This is a genomic window from Ensifer sp. VA4 (assembly GCF_055710065.1).
In genome coordinates this window covers 55,608-78,429 of sequence record NZ_JBVQPO010000004.1, presented here as the reverse complement: position 1 = coordinate 78,429, position 22,822 = coordinate 55,608, and the positions used below count along the sequence as shown (strand labels likewise).

22 protein-coding genes are annotated in these 22,822 nt (G+C 62.1%); 17 read left to right on the top strand and 5 right to left on the bottom strand.

Features of this window, described 5'->3' with window-relative positions; genetic code table 11:
* Nucleotides 1-281: 281 nt before the first annotated feature.
* Genes AC0C6X_RS07605 through dnaQ form a run of 5 tightly spaced genes read left to right on the top strand, consistent with a single transcriptional unit; the run spans nucleotide 282 to nucleotide 3,877 of the window.
* A complete protein-coding gene (locus tag AC0C6X_RS07605; protein WP_247959336.1) occupies nucleotides 282-1,103 on the top strand; it encodes a pyruvate, water dikinase regulatory protein in 822 nt (273 codons plus the stop codon).
* A gap of 31 nt (nucleotides 1,104-1,134) precedes the next feature.
* Nucleotides 1,135-1,734 (top strand): Maf-like protein, encoded by a 600-nt coding sequence (locus tag AC0C6X_RS07600; protein ID WP_472952388.1) that lies wholly within the window; start codon nucleotides 1,135-1,137, stop codon nucleotides 1,732-1,734.
* Nucleotides 1,727-2,584 (top strand): shikimate dehydrogenase, encoded by an 858-nt coding sequence (locus tag AC0C6X_RS07595; protein ID WP_472952385.1) that lies wholly within the window; start codon nucleotides 1,727-1,729, stop codon nucleotides 2,582-2,584. The genes AC0C6X_RS07600 and AC0C6X_RS07595 overlap by 8 nt, the downstream gene beginning before the upstream one ends.
* A complete protein-coding gene (gene coaE / locus AC0C6X_RS07590; RefSeq protein WP_472952383.1) occupies nucleotides 2,584-3,180 on the top strand; it encodes a dephospho-CoA kinase in 597 nt (198 codons plus the stop codon). Before AC0C6X_RS07595 ends, coaE begins: the two co-directional genes overlap by 1 nt.
* Nucleotides 3,173-3,877 carry a DNA polymerase III subunit epsilon gene (gene dnaQ / locus AC0C6X_RS07585; protein ID WP_472952381.1) on the top strand — a complete coding sequence of 235 codons (705 nt, stop codon included), beginning with the start codon at nucleotides 3,173-3,175 and terminating at the stop codon, nucleotides 3,875-3,877. Before coaE ends, dnaQ begins: the two co-directional genes overlap by 8 nt.
* Before the next feature lie 59 nt (nucleotides 3,878-3,936).
* On the opposite strand, the gene secB is transcribed toward dnaQ, so the two are convergent.
* Nucleotides 3,937-4,440: a protein-export chaperone SecB gene (gene secB, locus AC0C6X_RS07580; protein WP_247959332.1), complete on the bottom strand. Its 504-nt coding sequence runs from the start codon at nucleotides 4,438-4,440 to the stop codon at nucleotides 3,937-3,939.
* Nucleotides 4,441-4,611: 171 nt separating this feature from the next.
* Nucleotides 4,612-5,118 (bottom strand): FxsA family protein, encoded by a 507-nt coding sequence (locus AC0C6X_RS07575; protein WP_472952378.1) that lies wholly within the window; start codon nucleotides 5,116-5,118, stop codon nucleotides 4,612-4,614.
* Between the two features lie 236 nt (nucleotides 5,119-5,354).
* On the opposite strand from AC0C6X_RS07575, the gene AC0C6X_RS07570 reads away from it, so the two are divergent.
* The 5 genes from AC0C6X_RS07570 (at nucleotide 5,355) to gyrB (ending at nucleotide 10,679) form a co-directional block, all read left to right on the top strand.
* Nucleotides 5,355-6,059, top strand: coding sequence for a Tim44/TimA family putative adaptor protein (locus tag AC0C6X_RS07570; protein WP_173518210.1), 705 nt, complete (start codon nucleotides 5,355-5,357; stop codon nucleotides 6,057-6,059).
* Between the two features lie 15 nt (nucleotides 6,060-6,074).
* Nucleotides 6,075-7,178, top strand: coding sequence for a murein transglycosylase A (gene mltA, locus AC0C6X_RS07565; protein WP_247959331.1), 1,104 nt, complete (start codon nucleotides 6,075-6,077; stop codon nucleotides 7,176-7,178).
* Complete coding sequence (locus AC0C6X_RS07560; protein WP_472952375.1) at nucleotides 7,171-7,734, top strand: Smr/MutS family protein; 564 nt, start codon at nucleotides 7,171-7,173, stop codon at nucleotides 7,732-7,734. The genes mltA and AC0C6X_RS07560 overlap by 8 nt, the downstream gene beginning before the upstream one ends.
* A complete protein-coding gene (locus AC0C6X_RS07555) occupies nucleotides 7,731-8,108 on the top strand; it encodes a helix-turn-helix domain-containing protein (protein ID WP_173517955.1) in 378 nt (125 codons plus the stop codon). The genes AC0C6X_RS07560 and AC0C6X_RS07555 overlap by 4 nt, the downstream gene beginning before the upstream one ends.
* A gap of 135 nt (nucleotides 8,109-8,243) precedes the next feature.
* On the top strand, nucleotides 8,244-10,679 hold the full coding sequence (gene gyrB, locus AC0C6X_RS07550; RefSeq protein ID WP_173517956.1) for a DNA topoisomerase (ATP-hydrolyzing) subunit B: 2,436 nt from the start codon (nucleotides 8,244-8,246) through the stop codon (nucleotides 10,677-10,679).
* Nucleotides 10,680-10,739: 60 nt separating this feature from the next.
* Here gyrB and AC0C6X_RS07545 read toward each other — a convergent pair whose 3' ends face one another.
* Nucleotides 10,740-11,336 carry a nitroreductase family protein gene (locus AC0C6X_RS07545; protein ID WP_173517957.1) on the bottom strand — a complete coding sequence of 199 codons (597 nt, stop codon included), beginning with the start codon at nucleotides 11,334-11,336 and terminating at the stop codon, nucleotides 10,740-10,742.
* A gap of 256 nt (nucleotides 11,337-11,592) precedes the next feature.
* Between AC0C6X_RS07545 and gabD the strand changes: the two genes are divergently transcribed.
* Complete coding sequence (gabD, locus tag AC0C6X_RS07540; protein ID WP_173517958.1) at nucleotides 11,593-13,047, top strand: NADP-dependent succinate-semialdehyde dehydrogenase; 1,455 nt, start codon at nucleotides 11,593-11,595, stop codon at nucleotides 13,045-13,047.
* 250 nt (nucleotides 13,048-13,297) lie between these two features.
* Nucleotides 13,298-14,104, top strand: a complete 807-nt coding sequence (gene hpaI / locus AC0C6X_RS07535; protein WP_173517959.1) for a 4-hydroxy-2-oxoheptanedioate aldolase — start codon at nucleotides 13,298-13,300, stop codon at nucleotides 14,102-14,104.
* Here hpaI and AC0C6X_RS07530 read toward each other — a convergent pair.
* Together AC0C6X_RS07530 and AC0C6X_RS07525 are read right to left on the bottom strand one after the other, a co-directional pair.
* Nucleotides 14,098-15,186 (bottom strand): mannitol dehydrogenase family protein, encoded by a 1,089-nt coding sequence (locus AC0C6X_RS07530; RefSeq protein ID WP_472952371.1) that lies wholly within the window; start codon nucleotides 15,184-15,186, stop codon nucleotides 14,098-14,100. The two genes, hpaI and AC0C6X_RS07530, sit on opposite strands and share 7 nt — an antisense overlap.
* A gap of 20 nt (nucleotides 15,187-15,206) precedes the next feature.
* Entirely contained in the window at nucleotides 15,207-16,085 is an 879-nt protein-coding gene (locus AC0C6X_RS07525) for a GntR family transcriptional regulator (RefSeq protein WP_472952370.1), read from the bottom strand.
* A gap of 223 nt (nucleotides 16,086-16,308) precedes the next feature.
* Here AC0C6X_RS07525 and AC0C6X_RS07520 point away from each other — a divergent pair, with 223 nt between their 5' ends.
* The 5 genes from AC0C6X_RS07520 (at nucleotide 16,309) to AC0C6X_RS07500 (ending at nucleotide 22,792) form a co-directional block, all read left to right on the top strand.
* The gene (locus tag AC0C6X_RS07520; RefSeq protein ID WP_173517962.1) at nucleotides 16,309-17,814 is read left to right on the top strand and encodes a UxaA family hydrolase; all 1,506 of its coding nucleotides are present in this window, start codon (nucleotides 16,309-16,311) and stop codon (nucleotides 17,812-17,814) included.
* Nucleotides 17,815-17,853: 39 nt separating this feature from the next.
* Nucleotides 17,854-18,873 carry an aldo/keto reductase gene (locus tag AC0C6X_RS07515; RefSeq protein WP_173517963.1) on the top strand — a complete coding sequence of 340 codons (1,020 nt, stop codon included), beginning with the start codon at nucleotides 17,854-17,856 and terminating at the stop codon, nucleotides 18,871-18,873.
* 166 nt (nucleotides 18,874-19,039) lie between these two features.
* Nucleotides 19,040-20,029, top strand: a complete 990-nt coding sequence (locus AC0C6X_RS07510) for an ABC transporter substrate-binding protein (protein WP_247959324.1) — start codon at nucleotides 19,040-19,042, stop codon at nucleotides 20,027-20,029.
* Nucleotides 20,030-20,124: 95 nt separating this feature from the next.
* Nucleotides 20,125-21,678, top strand: a complete 1,554-nt coding sequence (locus AC0C6X_RS07505) for a sugar ABC transporter ATP-binding protein (protein ID WP_173517965.1) — start codon at nucleotides 20,125-20,127, stop codon at nucleotides 21,676-21,678.
* 136 nt (nucleotides 21,679-21,814) lie between these two features.
* Nucleotides 21,815-22,792, top strand: a complete 978-nt coding sequence (locus AC0C6X_RS07500) for an ABC transporter permease (protein WP_173517966.1) — start codon at nucleotides 21,815-21,817, stop codon at nucleotides 22,790-22,792.
* The last annotated feature ends 30 nt before the right edge of the window (nucleotides 22,793-22,822 follow it).

Sequence of the window (22,822 nt, the reverse complement as noted above, 5' to 3'; positions counted from 1 at the left end):
GGGACAACAACTGCGCCATCTGGAAAAACAGTGCAGATAGGCGAATAAAGGCCTTTTGATTCAGTCAATTAGCGACACAGAGATTTTGACCGGGCCTGTGGACGAGCGGTTGATACGCGTGACACTTTGTCATCGCCGCGAGTCTTTTCCACATTTGCCGCGGAGCATTTTCCGCGGCTGCGCCAATTGTGAATAAGTCGGCTGTTTTCCACTTGCCTGGATCGGCACCGCGTCGTTAGCTGTTCTTCATCCCGGCTTATCAACAGCACCAGGAGAATAGCGTGGAGAACAAGAAAAACTACTTCCACCTTCACCTGATTTCGGACTCGACCGGTGAGACTCTGATCGCTGCAGGGCGCGCCGCAGCGGCTCAATTCCAGAGTTCCCATGCGCTGGAACATGTCTATCCGCTGATCCGCAACCGCAAACAATTGCTGCAGGTTCTCGATGCGATCGATGGCGCGCCCGGCATCGTGCTCTACACGATTGTCGACCGGGAACTCGCCGATATCATCGACCGGCGTTGCCGCGACATGGGTGTCCCTTGTGTCTCGGTGCTCGACCCGATCATCGACCTCTTCCAGTCCTATCTGGGATCGCCCTCGCGCCGTCGCTCCGGCGCCCAGCATGTGATGGATGCGGAATACTTCGCCCGTATCGATGCGCTCAACTTTACGATGGACCACGACGATGGTCAGTTGCCTGCCGATTTCGACGAGGCCGATGTCGTTCTCGTCGGCATCAGCCGGACGTCGAAGACGCCGACCAGCATCTATCTCGCCAACCGCGGCATCAAGACCGCCAACATCCCGATCGTCCCGGGCGTGCCGTTGCCTGACAGATTGATGGAGGCGACGAAGCCGCTCGTTGTCGGTCTAATCGCTACCGCCGACCGCATCTCACAAGTGCGCCAGCACCGGGTACTCGGAACGACGCAAGGGTTCCACGGCGATCAATATACGGACAAGGCCTCGATTACCGAGGAACTGAAATATGCCCGGTCAATTTGCGCCCGCAACAACTGGCCGGTCATCGATGTTACCCGCCGTTCGATCGAGGAAACCGCGGCGGCCATCGTTGCCCTGCGTCCGCGTCTGCGCTAGACCCGAATCGAACAATACGGGAACCTGCTTGATGAATCCTTTGCTCGTCCTGGCCTCGGCAAGCCCGTTTCGCCGTGCGCTCCTGGAAAATGCCGGCCTCGTTTTCGAGGCGAAGGCAGCAAAGATCGATGAGCGTGCGCTGGAAAAGCCGCTCGAAGATGCCGGTGCTGCGCCCGAAACCGTGGCGCTCGCGCTGGCGGAGGCAAAGGCGCGCGACGTTATCCGGCATTTTGACGACGCGCTGGTGATCGGCTCGGACCAGACCATGTCCCTGGAAGCGCGGGTCTATCACAAGCCAAAGGACATGGCGGAAGCGGCACAGCATCTGCTTTCGCTGTCGGGAAAGACCCATCGCCTGAACAGCGCCATCGTGCTTTTGCGCGGCGAAGAGGTTGTCTGGCGGCACGTCTCTTCCGCTCATATGACCGTGCGGCCGCTGACGGCAGACTTCGTTAGGCGCCACCTGGAGCGTGTCGGCGAGAAGGCACTTTCGAGCGTCGGCGCCTACCAACTGGAAGGCGAGGGGATCCAGCTCTTCGAAAAGATCGAGGGCGACTATTTCACCATCCTCGGTCTTCCGATGCTGCCGCTGCTCGCCAAACTTCGTGAACTGGGAACGATCGATGCGTGATTCACGTGAAACATTTGTTAACCACGCCTTCGTCACCGGCTATCCGATCAAGCATTCCCGATCGCCTCTCATCCACGGCTATTGGCTGAAACAGCTCGGTCTGCCCGGCAGCTACCGTGCCCATGAGGTCAGGCCGGACGATTTCGCCGCCTTCATTGCAAGCCTCAAGGACGGAACGTCCGGCTTCTGCGGCGGCAATGTCACCATCCCGCACAAGGAACTCGCCTGTCGCCTGGCGGATAGACCCGATGAGCTGAGCCAGGAACTCGGCGCCGCCAATACACTATGGATTGAAGACGGAGAGGTTCGCGCCACCAATACCGACGGCCGCGGTTTCGTTGCCAATCTCGATGAGCGGGCGGCCGGGTGGGATAAGACGTCGACCGCCGTTGTCCTCGGCGCCGGCGGCGCCAGCCGCGCGGTCATCCAAGCGGTCCGTGATCGCGGCATCAAGACGATCCATGTCGTCAATCGGACGGTCGAGCGGGCGAAGGAGCTCGCCGATCGTTTCGGACCGTCGGTCGAAGCGCATCCCATGGGCGCGCTCAAGGAGGTGATGGCGGGTGCAGGCCTGTTCATCAACACCACTTCCCTTGGCATGGATGGCAGCGACGCGCCGGCGATCGATTTCGGCATCATGGCATCCGGCGCCGTCGTGACGGATATCGTCTATGTTCCGCTGAAGACGCCGATCCTGGCCCAGGCGGAGGCGCAAGGTTTCGCGATCGTCGACGGCTTGGGCATGCTTCTGCACCAGGCCGTGCCCGGCTTCGAGCTCTGGTTTGGCTGTCGGCCAACGGTCGATGCCGCGCTGCGACAACTCATCATCGATGACATGGACAGGCACTGATGATCATCCTCGGGCTGACAGGATCGATCGCCATGGGCAAGTCGACGACGGCCCAGATGTTCCGTGATTTCGGCGTCCCGGTGAACGATGCCGACGAGGTCGTGCACGAACTTTATCGCGGCGAGGCGGTTACGCCGGTCGAGGCGGCCTTTCCCGGAACGACGAAAGACGGCGAGGTCGATCGCGCCGAACTGTCGCGCCAGCTCATGGAGGCGCCGGGACGGCTGCCTGAACTCGAGGCGATCGTTCATCCGCTCGTGCGCAAGAAGGAACAGGAATTCCTAACGAAGAACGCGGGCGCGCCTTTTGTCGTCCTGGACATCCCGCTGCTGTTTGAAACGGGAGCGGAAAAGCGGGTCGACCGCGTCGTGGTGGTCAGCTGCTCGGCCGAACTCCAGCGCGAGAGAGCGTTGAAGCGCCCGGGGATGACTGAGGAAAAATTCGCGATGATCCTTGCACGGCAGGTGCCCGACAGCGAAAAGCGTAAACGCGCCGACTACATCATCGATACCAGCGACAGTTTCGACGTCACCCGCGGCCAGGTGAAGGCGGTCGTCGACGAGCTCGCAGCCAGCAACGGAGACACGGATGCGTGAGATCATCTTCGATACGGAAACGACAGGCCTCGACAATCGCGAGGACCGCGTGATCGAAATCGGCGGTGTCGAGCTCGAAAATCAGTTTCCGACCGGCCGCACGCTGCACATCTTCATCAATCCCGGCAGCCGCAAGGTTCACCCGGACGCGCTCGCCATCCACGGCATCACCGACGAATTCCTGAAGGACAAACCGCCCTTCGCCGATGTCGTCGACGAGATCCTCGATTTCTTCGGTGATGCGCGTTGGGTCGCGCACAACGCCACCTTCGACATGGGCTTCGTCAACGCCGAGTTCGCCCGCCTGGGACTGCCGCTGATTGCTGTCGACCGGGTGACGGACACATTGGCGCTTGCGCGCCGCAAGCACCCGATGGGGCCGAACTCGCTCGATGCGCTTTGCCGTCGTTACGGCATCGACAATTCGCACCGCGCGAAACACGGCGCTCTTCTCGACTCCGAACTGCTTGCCGAAGTCTATATCGAGATGATCGGCGGCCGGCAGGCTGCGCTCGGCCTTGTCTCGACGAAATCGGCGGGGCAATCGATCGAACTCGACGATGCGCCGATCGTCATCGGCCAGCGTCCGCGTCCGCTGCCGAGCCGGCTGTCGCAGGACGATCTTGCGGCGCACGCTGCGCTGATCGCGAAGATCGGCGCCAAGGCGATCTGGGCAAAATACGAACCCCAGGAATAATAGGCATCAAAAAAGCCCGGCGCGAACCGGGCTTCTTGTTCCAGCGTTCTGGATTTCGATCAGTTCGCGGTTTCGTTCGCGTTCGAAACCTGGGCACGGACCTTTTCTTCGGCCATGCGCTGCGCGAACATCTGCGCGAAGTCGATCGGGTCGATCATCAGCGGCGGGAAGCCACCGTTGCGGGTCGCGTCGGCAACGATCTGCCGCGCGAACGGGAACAACAGGCGCGGGCACTCGATGAAGAGCAGCGGCAGCATGTGCTCCTGCGGGAAACCTGCAACGCGGAAGACGCCGCCATAGGCCAGCTCGACGTTGAAGAGAACCCGTTCGCCGTCCTTGGCTTCGGCATTCAGCGACAGGACGACGTCGAAATCGTTCTCTGCGAGCGGGTTGGCGTTGACATTGACGTTGATGTTGATCGACGGCGCCTTGTCACGAGCCTGCAGCGAACGCGGAGCGCCCGGGTTTTCGAAGGAAAGGTCCTTGATATACTGGGCGAGGATGTTCAGCGACGGGCTCTGCTGCGCGCTGCCGTTGCCGTTGGATGCGGTATCAGTCGTCATAAGGGTTCCTCGACATCAATTCGGTGAGGCCATCTAGCATTTCGGCCTGGGGCTTACAACCCTGCGGACCCGGCCCGTTCGGCCGGATGCGGGTACCTTTGCTCCAAACCGCGAAGCCGGGAATATGCTCCAGAATGTGGGCGACGGAGTGCCGTTTGCGCATTCTTTTGGTCAGGGGCGATGGCGATCGCCGTTTTGCGGCGGATCCTCGTCGTCCGTCCGCGAGAATTCGCCTTCGTCGAGGTCGATGACGCGCCGCGAGGGCCGTGGTTCTCGCGGGTCGTTTTGTTGGTACCAGTTCGCCCCGGATGCCGCGGTCACGATCGTCATCCGCTTGCGCAGGTAGGCGGCCACGCCATTCCGGACCAAGGGCAGAAACAGGAGGAGCCCGATCACGTCGCTGACGAAGCCCGGCACGATGAGCAGGATCGCCGCGACGAACAACAAGGCGCCGCCGATCACCTCTCGGCCCGGGTCACTGCCGGTGCGGGTGGCATCCTGCATCCGGCGGATGACGGCAAATCCCTGGACCCTGAGCAGGATCACACCCACAAATGCGCTTGCAAGCACCAGAAGCAGCGTCATCAAAAGCCCGATCTCTCGGCCGACGACGACGAAACCGGCGATTTCGGCGAGCGGGAGCCCGAGGATGACGAGGGGGATAAGAATTGAACGCATCGATGCTGCCCGAAAATGAAACCTGGTGTCAGAACCCCTTCTACCGCATGTTTCCTCAAAGCGTCTCCGATTTCAGGGCAAAAGCATGCAGCAACTCTGAAGGATCACAGCGATCTTTGCGCATCTTAAAAGACGCGCGACGCCGTAAGAGTGCGGACATCGCCATTTGAATGATCTATTCTTGCGGACTATATGGAAATAGCCACGAGAAAATCTAACAGCGGTTCCGGGTGGAAATGGGCTCCTTCGACTTCATCACGTTTTTTTTCCTGATCGCCGCGGTGGTCATCTTCCTGCAACTGCGCAGCGTCTTGGGCCGTCGGACAGGGAGCGAGCGGCCGCCGTTCGATCCTTACTCGCCGCGTGATATGAGCCAGGGGCCGGAAAACGGCGACAAGGGCAAAGTCGTGCAGTTGCCGCGGCGCGAGAATGCGGACGAACAAGCGGGGCGCTACGAATCGATCGATACCTTCGCCAAGGCGGGCACGACACTGAATACCCAGCTTCGGTCGCTGAGCGACGCTGATCCGAGCTTCGATCCGAAGGAATTCGTCCACGGCGCCAAGATGGCCTACGAGATGATCGTCATGGCTTTTGCTGACGGTGACCGCAAGACGTTGAAGAACCTGCTGTCCCGCGAGGTCTATGAAGGCTTCGACGCGGCGATCACCGATCGCGAGCGCAAGGGCGAAGTTGTCAAGTCCACCTTTGTCGGCATCGACAAGGCGGACATCATTCACGCCGAAGTGAAGGACAGCGAGGAAAACATCACGGTGCGCATCGTCAGCCAGCTGATTTCGGCGACCTATGACAAACAAGGTGGCCTGATCGACGGCGATGCCGAGTCGGTCGCCGAGGTCAACGATCTCTGGACTTTTGCACGCGACATCCGTTCGCGGGATCCAAACTGGAAACTGATCGCCACCGAATCCGAAAACTGAGCGGACGGGGCTGCCATGTCCTTTCGACTTGAACCCGTCAGTTTCGACGATCTTCCCGGCTGGCGGGACGACGACCCGACCAAGGTGATCGAGGCGATGCGGCGCTGTCAGAAGCACGTCTCGACGGTCAAGCCCTATCGCACCGGTTCGCTCGGGATCTCGGTCGATGATCTGATGCCGGCGCTCTCGGCTTCGTCGGCAGACATCGATACGGCTGAAGGCGCGCGGGCATTTTTCGAGAAGCACTTCGTGCCGTTCCTAATCGGCCCGGACGCCGGTTCCGGATTCGTGACCGCGTTCTACGAACCAGAAATCGAAGTTCGTGCTGAAGCGAACGAAACCTATCGTTATCCGCTTTATCGGCGGCCGGCCGACCTAGTCGATATCGACGACAGCAACCGACCCGATGGCATGGATCCTTATTTCGCCTTTGGCCTTTCTGACGGTGACCGGATCAGCGAGTATCCGGACAGACGGGCCATCGAACAGGGTTATTTGACCGGCCGCGGCCTGGAGATTGCCTATGCAAAATCCAAGATCGATGTCTTCTTCGTGCATGTGCAGGGTGCGGCGCGGCTCGTTTTCCCGGATGGTTCGCGCCGTCGCGTGACCTATGCCGCCAAGACCGGCCACTATTTCTCGCCGGTCGGCAAGTTGCTGATCGAGCGCGGCAAGATCGATGCCGCGACCGTCTCGATGATGAGCATCCGTGCCTGGCTGGAGGCGCACCCGGACGACGTCGATGAAGTGCTCTGGCACAACCGGTCGTTCATCTTCTTCCGCGAGGCTGCGGTCGAGGACGAGCACCTGGGTCCGATCGCCGCCGCCAAGGTCTCGCTCGAGCCGGGACGTTCCTTGGCGGTGGATCGCCTGATCCACACTTTCAGTGTGCCCTTCTACATCGCGAGCGAGAGCCTGACGCGCCTCGACGACGGAAAGCCCTTCCAGCGCCTGATGCTGGCGCTCGACACGGGTTCGGCGATCGTTGGACCGGCGCGCGGTGACATCTTCACCGGTTCCGGCTTCGAGGCTGGCGAACGGGCCGGCGCAGTCCGCAACACGGCGGATTTTTATGTCTTTGTTCCGAGGGCCGCTGCGGCACGATACGGCCATGCCTAAGGAAAAGAAGCTTTCGTCCGAAGATCGCATTCTCTGGGGCAAGGTTGCCCGCTCGACGAGACCGATGCCGGGTCGGCTCGACGACCTGATGGAGATGTTGGCCGAGGACGAACAGCCAAAGCCGCAGGAAGAACCGAAAGCCAAGCAGCAGAAACCGACCGGTACCGTCGAGCCGCCGGGCATCACGCTGACGAAAAAGCCGGGCGAGAAAGTGCATCATCCGCTTGAGCAGCCGGTCAAGCGTAAGCTTGCCAAGGGGCGCCTGACACTCGAAGCGCGCATCGACCTGCACGGCATGATCCAGAGCGAAGCGCATGGTTTGCTGCTGCAGTTTCTTCTGAGGGCGCATGAGCGGGGATTGCGCCATGTGCTCGTCATCACCGGCAAGGGCACCTCGTTCGGTAGCGACGGCGCTTTGAAACGGGCTGTGCCGCTTTGGTTCTCCCTGCCTGAGTTCCGGCCGCTGATCTCGTCCTATGAGCAGGCTGCCCGCAACCATGGCGGAGAGGGCGCTCTCTACGTTCGGTTGGCCCGTACCCGCGGGAGCGCGATATGACGCCCTTTGGCGAGGCGCTGCGCGAACTCAGGCGCAGGAAGGGTGTGTCGCAGAAGCAGATGGCGGCGGCGCTCAACGTTTCTGCCGCCTATCTCTCAGCGCTCGAACACGGAAAGCGCGGTGCGCCGAGCTTCGATTTTCTCCAGCGGGTGGCAGGCTACTTCAACGTCATCTGGGATGAGGCGGAGGAATTGTTCCGTATCGCCAATGTCTCCGCCCCGAGGGTCGTGCTGGACACGTCGGGCCTGACGCCGGAGCACACCGCATTTGCCAACCGGCTCAGCGAGCAAATCCGCGCTTTGTCGCCAGAGACGATCCGCGCCCTGGAAGATGTTTTGGAAAAAGCCACATTTCCTGATAATGACAGGGGATGAATGCCTGTTTCCGGCCGCTGCCTGGCGGTCCGGGATTTGGAACCGTGGACAAATTTTCTATAGTCCACGAGGCGTCCGAGACGTGATTCGCAACGAATCACCATGTCCGAAGAACCTGGAAAGACCCGTAGCTGAATGACCGATATTCCTGAGACCGAAACCGGCGCCAGCGCCGAATATGGTGCCGATTCCATCAAGGTGCTGAAGGGCCTGGATGCCGTGCGCAAGCGGCCTGGCATGTATATCGGCGACACGGACGACGGCTCCGGTCTACACCACATGGTCTACGAGGTCGTCGACAACGCGATCGACGAGGCGCTCGCCGGTCATGCCGACATCGTCACGGTGTCGCTCAATCCGGATGGATCGGTGACGGTAACCGACAACGGCCGCGGTATCCCGACCGACATCCACAAGGAAGAAGGCGTCTCGGCGGCCGAGGTCATCATGACTCAGCTCCACGCCGGCGGTAAGTTCGATCAGAACTCCTACAAGGTTTCCGGCGGTCTGCATGGCGTTGGCGTCTCGGTGGTCAACGCGCTTTCGGTCTCGCTGAAACTGAAGATCCGCCGCTCCGGCAGGATCCACGAGATGAGCTTTACCCACGGGGTCGCCGATGGCCCGCTTGCGGTGACAGGCGATGCAGGCGACGCAACCGGCACCGAAGTGACGTTCCTACCGAGCGCCGAGACCTTCTCCAAGACCGAGTTCGACTACTCGACCCTGGAACACCGTCTGCGCGAACTCGCCTTCCTGAACTCCGGCGTCCGCATCATGTTGACGGACAAGCGCCATTCCGACATTCGCCAGGACGAGATGATGTATGACGGCGGCCTTGAAGCCTTCGTCGCCTATCTCGACCGGGCGAAGAAGCCGCTGGTGCACAAGCCGGTCGCCATTCGTGGCGAGAAGGACGGCATCACCGTTGAAGTCGCCATGTGGTGGAACGACAGCTACCACGAAAACGTGCTCTGCTTCACCAACAACATCCCGCAGCGCGACGGCGGCACCCATATGGCCGGTTTCCGCGCGGCGCTGACGCGACAGGTCACCTCCTACGCGGATTCCTCGGGCATTACGAAAAAGGAAAAGGTCACGCTCCAGGGCGAGGACTGCCGCGAGGGCCTGACGGCCGTTCTTTCGGTCAAGGTTCCGGATCCGAAGTTCTCGTCGCAGACGAAGGACAAGCTGGTATCGTCGGAAGTGCGCCCGGTGGTCGAAAGCCTCGTCAACGAAGCGCTCAGCACCTGGTTCGAGGAACATCCGAGCGAAGCCAAGATCCTCGTCGGCAAGGTGGTCGAAGCGGCTGCTGCCCGCGAGGCCGCCCGCAAGGCCCGCGAACTGACGCGCCGCAAGGGTGCGCTCGACATCTCGTCGCTGCCCGGAAAGCTTGCCGACTGCTCCGAGCGCGATCCGGCCAAGTCCGAGCTCTTCCTGGTGGAAGGGGACTCGGCAGGCGGCTCCGCCAAGCAGGGCCGTTCGCGCGAAAACCAGGCGATCCTGCCGCTTCGCGGCAAGATCCTCAATGTCGAACGCGCCCGCTTCGACAAGATGCTGTCGAGCCAGGAAATCGGCACGCTGATCACCGCGCTCGGCACCTCGATCGGCAAGGACGAGTTCAATGCCGACAAGCTGCGCTACCACAAGATCATCATCATGACGGACGCCGACGTCGACGGCGCCCATATCCGCACCCTGCTGCTCACCTTCTTCTTCCGCCAGATGCCGGAACTGATCGAGCGCGGCCATCTCTATATCGCCCAGCCGCCGCTCTATAAGGTGATGCGCGGCAAGTCGGCCCAGTACCTCAAGAACGAGCAGGCACTGGAAGACTATCTGATCACGATGGGCCTTGAAGAAGCGACGCTGGAGCTGGAATCGGGCGAAGTGCGCGCCGGCCAGGATCTGCGCGAAGTCATCAACGACGCGCTCCGCCTGCGCAATCTGATGAACGGGCTGCACTCGCGCTACAATCGCTCCATCGTCGAGCAGGCGGCGATTGCCGGCGCGCTGAATGTCGAGCTCAACGGCCAGCGCGACGCCTATGAGGCGGTCGCCACGGAAGTTGCCCGTCGCCTCGACGTCATCGCCGAGGAAACCGAACGCGGTTGGGCCGGTGCGGTCACGGCCGAAGGCGGTCTCCGCCTCGAGCGCATGGTTCGCGGCGTCAAGGAAGTCGCCGTGCTCGACATGGCGCTCATCGGCTCGTCCGATGCCCGCTACATCGACCAGCTCACCGCCAAGCTCAAGGAAGTCTATGCCGCCCCGCCGGTCCTGCGCCGCCGCGACGGGACGCAGGAGATCAGCGGACCGCGTGCGCTCCTCGACGCCATTTTCGCGGCTGGCCGCAAGGGCCTGTCGATGCAGCGCTACAAGGGCCTCGGTGAGATGAACGCCGAGCAGCTCTGGGAAACGACGCTCGATCCGAACGTCCGCTCGCTGCTGCAGGTCCGGGTGGCCGATGCGACCGATGCCGACGGCCTGTTCTCGCGTCTGATGGGCGACGAGGTCGAGCCGCGCCGCGATTTCATCCAGGAGAACGCGCTGAGCGTCGCCAACCTCGACATCTGATCTTTCCGGAGATCATTACCGATCGGGATCCCGGTGCCGCGCGACACCGGGATTTTTTCGTTATTCGCCCTTGAACTGGCCTTCGAAGGCGAACTCGCTGACCGGCTTGCGCTGGCTTGGGATTTCCCGCGCGCGCAGATCGTCGGGGAGCGTCGAGGGATCGGCCAGCCGGCCGATCGCAACGGCGGCCTCGACCCGGTAATGTTCGGGAACGTTCAGTACGTGCATGGCCTTGTCGCGGTCGATGCCCGCCATGCCATGGGCGTGCCAGCCGGAAAGCGAAACCTGCAAAGCAAGGCTGTACCAGGCCGAGCCCGTGTCGAAGGCATGGGTATAGGCCGGCCGCATCTCGCCGTTCTGTGCCTGGTTATGGGTTCTCGAAATGACGATCAGAAGCGCTGCCGCGTTCTTCGCCCAGCGCTGGTTGCCTTCGTCGAGACAGTCGAGCAGCACCGGGAAGTGTTCCGTCCCGCGACGGGCGTAGACGAAGCGCCAGGGCTGTCGGTTGCTTGCCGAGGGCGCCCAGCGAGCTGCTTCGAAGAAGGAAAGCAGTTCGCGTTCCTCGATCTCTTCGTGGGTGAAGGCGCGGGGCGACCAGCGCTCAAGGAACATGGCGTCAATGGGATAGTCGGCTTTTCTGTTATCGGTCGCCGTCATGGACATGCCTCTTCTCTGTATTCTCTAAATCCTCAGCAGCTTTTCAGCGCCTGATCTGTCCTGGCGCCTATGGCTCGATTCGTTTCGGACGCTACATGAGGACGGGTGCGGATGAAACCGGGTCGGAAGCATGGAAACGTGCGTGCGATCGGTAAGCTGTACGCGTCAGGAAAGTGCAGAAACGGTCGCGTGGGTCATTGCCGTTTCCAGGAAAAAAGTTGTATAAGTTCTGTAGATTTTTGAGAGAGGACGGATCATGTCGTTTAAAGACCCATCATTGTTTCGCCAGGCAGCCCTCGTCGGCGGCGAGTGGATCGAGGCGGACGCGGCGAACGCGATCGAGGTGAACAACCCCGCGACCGGCGAGATCATCGGCCGCGTGCCGAAGCTTGGCGCCAAGGAAACCAAGGCAGCGATCGAGGCGGCGCGCGTGGCCCAGAAGGGCTGGGCGGCGCGCACGGCCAAGGAGCGCGCCGGCATCTTGCGCAAATGGTTCGAGCTGATGATCGAGAACAAGGAGGATCTCGGCCGCATCCTGACGCTGGAACAGGGCAAGCCGCTTGCGGAAGCGACCGGCGAAATCGTCTATGGCGCAAGCTTCGTCGAGTGGTTTGCCGAAGAGGCGCGCCGCATCTATGGCGACCTGATCCCCGGCCATCAGCCCGACAAGCGCATCCTGGTGATGAAGCAGCCGATCGGCGTCGTGGCCGCAATCACGCCGTGGAACTTCCCCAATGCGATGATCACCCGCAAGGCCGGCCCGGCCTTCGCCGCCGGCTGCGCCATGGTGCTGAAGCCCGCAGCGCAAACGCCGTTCTCGGCGATTGCGATCGCGATCCTTGCCGAACGCGCCGGGCTGCCGAAGGGCCTTTTCAGCGTCATCACCGGCTCGGCCCGCGAGATCGGCGCCGAGATGACCTCCAACCCTGTCGTGCGCAAGCTGACCTTCACCGGCTCGACCGAGGTGGGTGCCGAGCTCTATCGTCAGAGTGCGGCCACCATCAAGAAGCTCGGCCTCGAACTCGGCGGCAATGCGCCGTTCATCGTCTTCGACGATGCCGATCTCGATGCTGCGGTCGAAGGCGCGCTGATCGCCAAGTTCCGCAACAACGGCCAGACCTGCGTCTGCGCCAACCGCATCTATGTGCAGGATAAGGTCTATGACGCCTTTTCCGACAAGCTCGCCAAGGCGGTCGCCAAGCTGAAGATCGGCAACGGCCTTGATGAAGGCGTCATCCTCGGGCCGCTGATCGACAAGGCGGCGCTGGAGAAGGTGGAAGAGCACATTGCCGACGCCACCTCCAAGGGGGCACGCGTGGTCCAGGGCGGCAAGCGCCACACGCTCGGCGGCACCTTCTACGAAGCGACGGTTCTGGCCGACGTCACCCAGGCGATGGCCGTTGCGCGGGAGGAAACCTTCGGCCCGGTCGCGCCGCTCTTCCGCTTCAAGGACGAGGCCGATGTGATCGAGCAGGCAAACGATACCGAGTTCGGTCTCGCCTCCTATTTCTACGCCAAGGATCTGGCGCGGGTGTTCCGCGTGGCGGAAGCGTTGGAATACGGCATGGTCGGCGTCAACACCGGGCTGATCTCGACGGCGGAAGCGCCGTTCGGCGGCGTGAAACTCTCCGGCCTCGGCCGCGAGGGCTCGCGCTACGGTATCGAGGAATTCACCGAGATCAAGTATGTCTGCCTCGGCGGCGTTGCCTGAAACAGGCGAAAATCCAACTTGCAACAAACCGGCCAGTGTTTTGGCCGGTTTTCTTTTGCCAGCAAGGCGTTAGTGTCAAAATCGAAATTATCGATGGCGTGAGGTTGCCCTTCACTCCAGCCCTCTCCGTGCGAGCGGAGAAAAGGGATTTCAACGCGGCGCGGTATCGTCTCCGTATACGGGAAGAGGTACCGGCAGGCGGGTGAGGGGCGAAGGTTGATCCTCACGGCTACGTTTAAGGAGAATGAGCATGCCGGCCCCGAAGAACCCCTTTAAGGCAGCCCTGCGCGAAAACCGCTTCCAGCTTGGACTGTGGGTGGCGCTTGCCAGCCCCTATGCGGCGGAAGTGGTGGCTGGCAGCGGCTATGACTGGCTGCTAATCGATGGCGAGCATGCGCCGAACGATATCCCGCTGCTGTCGGCACAGTTTCGCGCGGTCTCGGCATCCGCCAGCCATCCGATGGTCCGTCTGCCGGTCGGCGATACCGTGTTGATCAAGCAGATTCTCGACACCGGCGTGCAGACCTTGCTGATCCCAATGGTCGAGAGCCTGGCGCAGGCGCAGCAACTGGTGCGTGCCACACGCTATCCGCCGCATGGCGTTCGTGGCGTTGGTGCCGCCCTCGGCCGTGCGTCTCACTTCGGCCGCATCGGCGACTATCTCCAAACCGCCGGCGACGAGATCTGCCTGATCCTGCAGATCGAAAGCCGCGCAGGCCTTGCCGCGATCGACGAGATTGCCGCACTCGACGGCGTCGATGGCCTCTTCATCGGTCCGTCCGACCTGGCGGCGGACATGGGTTATCTCGGCAAGCCCGGCCATCCGGAGGTGCGTGCGGCGATTGCCGACGCCTTCGAGCGTATCAAGAAGGCTGGCAAGGCGCGGGGCATCATGACGCTCGACCTCGAGCAGGCGCGCGACTACCGCGAGCTCGGCGCCGATTTCATGGCGATCGGCACGGACGTTACATCGCTCGTTCGCGCAACGACGGCGCTGCGCCAGGAGTTTATCGGCGAGGTCGCTTCGGCGCCAAAGAAGCAGGAATCCGGCTACTGATTCGAGATTGCGGCGAGCTCGGGCATCGAAACGCTCGGGCTCCAGCGCTGGAGGTCGACGATCCGGCGCTCGATCTTTTCGCGGTGATGGTTGGCGATATCGCCCAGGCGGTGGTTGAGGAACGGGTTTCTGAAGCGCTCCAGCGTCGCTGCAGCATAGGTGGTCGCCTCGTTCTCCAGACCCTTGGCGGCGAAGGCGGGAATGACTTCGGATTGATAGATGTGGTCCAGCCGGGCTGCCACGGATGCGTCGGCGAGGATCTCCCGGACGGTCTCGTTCGGGTCGCGGCCTTCCTTGAGCCAAAGATCCGCAAGCACCGTGTGGCCGAGGTTGAGAATGTGAAGCTTCAGCTTCTCATAGGGTGTCAGGTTGTCCACGAGTTTCACGGACGGATGGGTGCAGGGCGAGCGTAGGCCGGGCTGATTTTCGATTGCCCACAGCGCATAGGGCTCGGCAATCGCACCGGCGGGCTCCAGCGGTTCGGAGACGATGCGGTCGACCAGCGTGTTTGCCCAGACGACGCGCTTGTCCAGCCACATGGTGAATGTGTCGTCTTTGACCCGCTCCGCCGCAAGCCCCAGCATCAGCGCCTTCAGCACATCGCCGTTGCGTGACACGAGCTCGCAGGGAAGGATCGTCAGGGGGCGCCCGCCGGCATCGAAGCGCGCCTTCAAGAGCAGAAGCAGCTTACCGGGAAAGGAAAGGGGAATGTCCGTCACCAGATCGTCTTCGCTGACCTGGTAACCCGTATCGCCGGTATTGGAGATCAGGATCTCCGCCTCCTCGGCAACGATCTCCCGGACCTCGTTCCAATTTTCGGCAGTCGAGCGCGCCCGCGCCACACTGGTGACCTGTACTGTCCGGTCGATCCGCTCGCCGCCCTGGATGCCGCGGATGACGACGGGAAAGCCGTCGGGGCGGGCAAGCGCCGCAAGTCGTCCGGCGCGTTCCTTGGATCCGGTCGTCTGGACGATCGTGATCGGCCCGGGCGCCTGACCTGTTTTCAGTGCCTCGCTGACGAAGAGATCGGCATGGGCCTGAAGGAAGCGGCTGGTCCCGAATTGCACGATCGGCGTCGTCATCTTGTGGCTCCGGTAGCTGGCTATGGAATGGATTGAAGCAAGGTCTCGCGCGCGGACTGGAGATGGCGCCGGCAGGCCTGTTCGGCCTTTGCGGGGTCATGCGAGCGCAACGCCTCGATATAGGCAAGGTGTTCTTCCAGGGCGCGCGCATTGCGCTGGCGGGCATTCGTCTTGTTCCACTGGTAGTGATAGTGGAAGACGATCGCGATGATGTCGTAGAAATCGATGATGAAGCGGTTGCTGGACGCCTTGTGCACCAGCAAGTGGAACTGCTCGTCCAGTTCGGAGAATTCCCGGTAGCGGTTGTCGATATCGGCCAGGATTTCCCGGTGCAGGGTCTCGATTTTCTTGAGCTCCTCCCATGCGGGGTGATCGTGCGGCAAGGAAACGAAGCGCGCGGCCGAACGCAATTCGAACATCTCGCGCACTTCCGTCAGCTCCAGCGCAAACTCCCGCGTGAAGCCCTTGAGGATCCAGTGGCTATTCGGCCGTTTCTCGATCAGGCCGAAGCGACTGAAGCGAATCAGGAACTCGCGTACGCTGGTCGTCCCGGTGCCGATTTCGCGCGCCAGTTCGAGCTCGTTGATCTGCATGCCGGGCTCGGCGCCGCCGGCGAGAATCCGGCGCATGAAACTGCGCTCGATGATCTCGGACAGCGAATCGGTTTCTTCCGTCGGAAAATAGTCGTCGGGGCGGGGCTGCCGCAGCACGTTCTTCTTGCGCTTGTCCCAGGCGATCAGCTGCAGTTCCTCGAAGCGGCTGAGGATTGCGCGCACCGTCGTCCGGCTGACGCCGAGCACCTGCCCAAGCTCCGGCTCGGAGGGCAGCGAGGATGTTTCCGCCAGAAGCTTCAGGCAGCGGTTATAGGCATCCTTGAAGACGGTATTCTGTTTTGCCATGGCAAGATCCGGCCGGTTTGAACTTGTCTGCGTTTATCAGCGACGCTCCTCTATCGCGGCGATCCGGTTTTGTCTCCGTCTGTCGTCAGCATCTTTCCTCCCGTTTACCCCGGTCGTTGGCCCGACGGCGTCAGCGACGTTCCGCTATAATACCCATTGACGACGATCTGTCTATTGTAGATAAAAGACAGAAGAACAGACCTCAACAATCACGGAGAAATCGGTGTCTGCGCCGTCCACCATCCTGCTCGCACCGGAGGACAACGTCGTCGTGGCGACCTTGGCGATTGCCGCCGGTGACGCCCTGCCAAATGGCGCGCGCGCGGCAGCAAAGGTCGATGCCGGCCACAAGATCGCGATCCGCACCATCCGCACCGGCGAACCGGTCGTCAAATATGCTCAGGCGATCGGACGGGCGACCGCCGATATCGCACCGGGCGACCATGTACACTCCCACAACCTTGCCTTCGACCGGGATCGTTTGGCGATCGGCCCGCAGGGAGCGCCGGAAGCAGCAAGCGATGCCGACAAGGCGCGCACGTTCATGGGCTATCGCCGTGGCGACGGGCGGGCGGCGACGCGAAACTATATCGGAGTCGTCGCCAGCGTGAACTGTTCCACCACCGTCTGTCGTGCGATCGCCGAGGAGGCGAACAGGCGCATCCTGCCGAAATACGAAGGCATCGACGGGTTCGTGCCGATCGTGCATGACCAGGGTTGTGGCATGTCGTCGACGGGCGACGGCATGGCCAATCTGCATCGCACGCTCGCCGGCTATGCCCGCCACGCCAATTTCGGCGGCGTGCTGATGGTCGGTCTCGGCTGCGAGGTCAACCAGTTGACACTCTATGGGCAGAGCGGTGCCGGCGGCGAAAAGCGTCACTTCAACATTCAGGAAGCCGGCGGGTCGCGGCGTTCGGTGGAAAAAGCGCTTGGCATTCTCGAGGAAATTGCTGCCGAAGTCGGCAAAGCGCGTCGCGTGGCCATTCCGGTGAGCGAGATCGTCGTCGGCCTGCAATGCGGCGGATCCGACGGGCTTTCAGGTATTACCGCCAACCCGGCGCTCGGCGCCGCGGTCGATATCCTTGCAGCGGCTGGTGGTACGGCAATCCTCTCCGAGACCTCGGAGATCTACGGCGCTGAACATCTGCTCCGCAGCCGGGCCGTCAACGAAGCCGTGGCGATGAAGCTCGACGGACTGATCGCCTGGTGGGAGAACTATGTGGCGATGCACGGCGCCTCGCTCGACAACAATCCGTCGCCGGGCAACAAACGCGGCGGCTTGACCACCATTCTCGAAAAATCGCTCGGTGCCGTGGCCAAAGGCGGCCGGTCACCGCTGAACGCGGTCTATCGCTACGCCGAACGGGTGACCGAGCATGGGCTCGTCTTCATGGATACGCCCGGCTACGATCCGGTGTCGGCGACCGGCCAGGTCGCTGGCGGCGCCAATGTCATCGCCTTTACCACCGGTCGCGGCAGTTGCTTCGGCTGTCGGCCGGCACCGTCGATCAAGCTCACCAGCAACACGGCGCTGTTTAGGGCGATGGAAGAGGACATGGACATCGATTGCGGCGTGATCGCTTCGGGGGAGGCGAGTATCGCAGGGCTCGGCCGCGAGATCTTCGATCTGATCGTCGAGACCGCCTCGGGCCGCAAGACCAAGAGCGAGCTCTTCGGCTATGGCGACAATGAGTTCGTACCCTGGCATCTGGGGGCGACGCTCTAAATACGGAACGACTGGCATCCTTGGAGGAGGAGACGGGGAATGCAGACGAGACGGATCGGTCGGACCGAACTATCGGTGACCGAATATAGCTTCGGCGCCGCCGGTCTCGGCGGGCTCTACCGGGAGTGTACGCGTGACGCGGCAATCGCGACGCTGGACGCTGCCTGGGCTGCGGGACTGCGCTATTTCGACGTGGCTCCCTTTTACGGCCTCGGGCTTGCCGAGCGCCGGGTCGGCGATTTCCTGCGTGACAAGCCGCGCGGTGAGTTCGTCCTCTCCACCAAGGTTGGCCGGCTTCTTCATCCGGTGCCGGACGACAAGGTGCCTGACTATTCCTATGTGAAGCCGCTCAATTTCGACGTCAGCTACGACTACAGCTACGACGGCATCATGCGCTCCGTCGAGTTCAGTTACGCCCGGCTGGGGCTCAACCGCATCGACATTCTCTATGTGCACGATATCGGCGTCTACACCCATGGCGCTGCCCGAAGCGCCGTCTATATGAGGCAGTTGCTGGAGGGCGGACTGAAGGCGCTGGAGGAACTGAGATCCTCAGGAACCATCGCCGCCTATGGTCTCGGCGTGAACGAGGTGCCGGTTTGCCTCGAGGTCATGCGCCAGGCCGATATCGACTGCATCCTTCTGGCCGGCCGCTATACCTTGCTCGATCGCTCGGCCGTCGCCGAACTCTTGCCGCTCTGTGAAAAGAAGCAAACCTCCCTTGTCGTCGGCGGGGTCTTCAATTCGGGCATCCTGGCAACGGGCCCAGTCGAGGGTGCGCATTTCGATTACATGCCGGCAACGGAAGATGTCCGTCAAAAGGTCGGCGCCATGGAAGTGGTTGCTCGCGGCATGAACATACCGCTTGCGGCACCCGCCATGCAGTTTCCGCTCGGTCATCCCATGGTTGCCTCCGTGCTGCTCGGGACCGCCAGGCCGGAGAGCCTGACGCGCAACATGGCACTCACCGAACACCGGTTTTCCGCGGCAGATTTCGCGGCTTTCGAACCGTTCACGCTGGTCGCGCCGGAACTCGGAGACGAGCCGGTTCGGGTCTAGCGGATCGCGCCGCCCCGCGGCCTGAAATGCTGTTCCGGCAGCTTGCCAAGCCGGAATTGTCGTACTAGCATCCAGATATGTTTTTTATCGATAAAAGGTCGATAAGCCGGCACCTGCGATCGACCTCCAAGAAGTGGAACACGGTGCACTGAGAGGAAAACCTGGGATGAGCATTTTGAAAAGCAGCCTTACCCGTCGCGCCTTCACCGCCCTGGCCGGTGCTGCGATGATCGCCGGCATGTCGCCGGTCGCGTCCTTCGCACAGGACGTGACGATCCCGATCATCGTCAAGGACACCACGTCCTTCTATTGGCAAATCGTGCTGGCCGGCGCGCGCGCCGCCGGCAAGGACCTGGGCGTCAATGTACCCGAGCTCGGGGCCCAATCCGAGTCCGACATCAACGGCCAGATCAGCATTCTCGAGAACGCGGTTGCCGGCGCTCCGGCTGCCGTCGTCATCTCGCCAACGGAATTCAAGGCGCTCGGCAAGCCGATCGATGAGGCGGCGAAGGCTGTTCCGATCATCGGCATCGACTCGGGCGCGGACTCGAAGGCCTTCTCCTCGTTCCTCACCACCGACAACGTCCAGGGTGGCCGCATCGCTGCCGACGGTCTCGCTGCGGCGGTCAAAGAAATGACCGGGAAGGAAGAGGGCGAAATCGCCATCATCACCAGTCTCCCGGGCGTCGGCTCGCTCGACCAGCGCCGCGAGGGCTTCCTCGATCAGGTCAAGACGAAGTATCCGGGCTTCAAGGTCGTCGCCGACAAATATGCCGACGGCCAGGCGACGACCGGCCTCAACATCATGACCGACCTGATCACCGCCAATCCCAATCTTGTCGGTGTCTTCGCCTCCAATCTGATCATGGCGCAGGGCGTCGGCCAGGCGATCGCCGAAAACAAGCTCGGCGACAAGATCAAGGTGATCGGCTTCGACAGCGACGACAAGACGGTCGGCTTCCTCAAGGAAGGCGTTCTGGCCGGTCTCGTCGTTCAGGATCCCTATCGCATGGGCTATGATGGCGTGAAGACGGCGCTGGCCGTTTCTAAGGGTGAAAAGGTCGAAAAGAACGTCGATACCGGTGCCAATCTGGTGACCAAGGCCAATATGGCCGAACCGAAGATCGACGCTCTCTTGAACCCGAAGGTGAAGTGACGACGGCCGCGGCGGGCCGCTTTGCCCGCCGCACCCGCTTGCGACCGGAACGAGGACCGGTCGCAAGCGATCTCCGCGATGGGAGGAATGCGCAGATGACCGAGTTGCAAGAGGCGCGCGATATCAGGACCGAAGGCCTGCACGTGGCAACGCGCCATCCGGTTCCGAAGGGCGAACCGATTCTGGAACTGCGCGCCCTGCAGAAGAAATACGGCGCCGTGGAAGCCTTGAAGCCGGCGTCGCTGACCTTTCTTTCCGGTGAGATTCACGCAATCGTCGGCGAGAACGGTGCCGGCAAGTCGACGCTGATCAAGCTTCTGACCGGCGTCATCAAGCGCACCTCCGGTGAGATCTTCTGGTGCGGCAAACCCGTCCAGCTCGACACGCCGCACGAGGCGATCGAACGCGGCATCAACGCCGTGCACCAGGAGGTCGTGCTCTGCGCCCACCTGACGGTGGCGGCCAACATGTTTCTCGGCGACGAGATCAACCGCAATGGCCTGATGCGCAAGCGCGCCATGACCGATGCGGCCCAACGCGTACTCGACGATCTCGGCTTCAACCTACCCGCCGCCGCCGTGCTCGGTAGTCTCACGATCGGCCAGCAGCAGCTCGTCGCCACCGCGCGCGCCGCGATGCGCGGCACGCAGTTCCTGATCTTCGACGAGCCGACGGCCTATCTGACGCGGCAGGAATCGGCCCAGCTCTTCCGGCTGATCCGCAGGCTCCAGGCCGAAGGCGTCACCATCGTCTATATCAGCCACCGCATGGAGGAAGTCTTCGAGCTTGCCGATCGCGTCTCGGTGTTGCGTGACGGCACCCATGTCGGTACCCGCAAGATCGGCGAAACGAACGAGGCGGAACTGATCGCGTTGATGATCAACCGCACGATCGAGCAGATCTATCACAAGGAGCATTTTCCGCCCGGCGAAGTCATCGTCGAAACGCGAGACTTGAGCGGTCCCGGATTCCAGGACGTATCGCTGACCGTTCACGCCGGCGAGATCGTCGGCCTCTACGGGTTGATCGGGGCGGGGCGCAGCGAGTTTGCGCTCGGCCTCTATGGGCGCCATCGCCCAAGCGCCGGCGAGGTCTATTGGCAGGGGCGCAAGGTGGATATCGCCAGCGAGCGTGTTGCCATGGATCTCGGTATCGCGCTGGCGCCGGAAAGCCGTCGCGACCAGGGCCTGTGCCTCAATCTGCCGATCGGCCTCAACATCAACCTGCCGGTGTTCAGCCGGCTGACGCGCGGGTTTACGATCAACGGCCAGCAGGAGCGGGAGAATGCCGACCGGCAGATCCGCGACCTGAAGATCAAGACGCCTTCGCGCCGGGTCCTGGCGTCCGCCATGTCCGGCGGCAACCAGCAGAAGATCGTCATCGGCAAATGGCTGAGCCACGGCGCCAAGCTCTTCATTTTCGACGAGCCGACCGTCGGCGTTGACGTTGGTACCAAGGCGGAAATCTACCGCCTGTTCGCACGGCTTCTGGAGAACGGGGCGGGCATCATCCTGATTTCGTCCTATCTGCCTGAGGTCTACGAGCTCGCGGATCGGCTGCACGTGTTCCGGCGCGGCCGGCTGGTTGCCAGCCACGACTATCGCGCCGCCAGCCATGAGGAAGTGCTGACGCAGGCGATCGGCGTTTGAACGCCTGGAGCGGGATGAGTGAGCGGTTTTCCGCCCGCATCCCACTCAGCTTATGAAGACGATCATGATGATCTTGGTCGAATAGATCCAAGATCGTCATGATCTAAGAAACTTGAGGGATGCAGGGAGGAAGATCATGAGTGCGGAAACGGTGGAGAGCGGCGCCAGTGCGGCGCCACGCAAGGGCGTGAGCATTCTGTTCGGCCTCACCCTTTTGGGGCTGCTTCTGTTCCTCTGGCTGCTGCTGGGGTTTGCCACCAACAGCTTCTGGACGCCCAACAACATCAGCAACCTGCTGCGCCAGGGCGCGATGACGGCGATCCTTGCGGTCGGCCAGACCTTCGTCATCATCACCGCCGGCATCGACCTTTCGGTGGGCGCGGTGGTCGGCTTCACCAGCGTCATCGTCGCCTGGCTGCTTGCGGCCGGCGTGCCGCTCTGGGCCGCCATCCTGCTCACGCTTGCCTTCGGAGTGCTGATCGGCGCCTTCCACGCCTTCGGCATCGTACGCATGGGCCTGCCGCCCTTCATCATCACGCTTGCGACCCTCACTTCGCTCCGTGGCATCGGCCTGCTGATCACCAACGGCTCGACGATCTCGATCACAAACGAAGCCTTCACCAACTTCTCGCGGGCGGATTTCCTCGGTGTGCCCAGCCTGTTCTGGATGGTGATCGTGGTGGCGATCCCGGCCTATGTCTTCCTGCATCTGAGCCGCTTCGGGCGCTACCTCTTCGCCGTCGGCTCCAACAGCGAGGCAGCACGCCTCTCCGGCGTCAACGTCCACCGCACCATCTATCTCGCTTATATCCTCTCCTCGACTTGCGCCGCCTTCGTCGGCTTGCTGCTCGCCTCGCGCATCGGCATCGGCAACGCGACGCAGGCCGAGGGCTGGGAACTGCAGGCGATCGCCTCGTCGGTCATCGGCGGTACCAGCTTGTTCGGTGCGGTCGGTTCGGTGCACGGGCCGCTGCTCGGCGCCTTCATCCTCGCGACGATCAACAACGGCGCCAATCTCCTGAACGTCAACTCGTTCTGGCAGCGCATCATCACCGGCGTTCTGATCATCGTCATCGTCTATTTCGACCAACTCCGGCGTCGCAGCGCCCGCTAGGCGCCGGCACCGAACATTCCGTGGGAAATG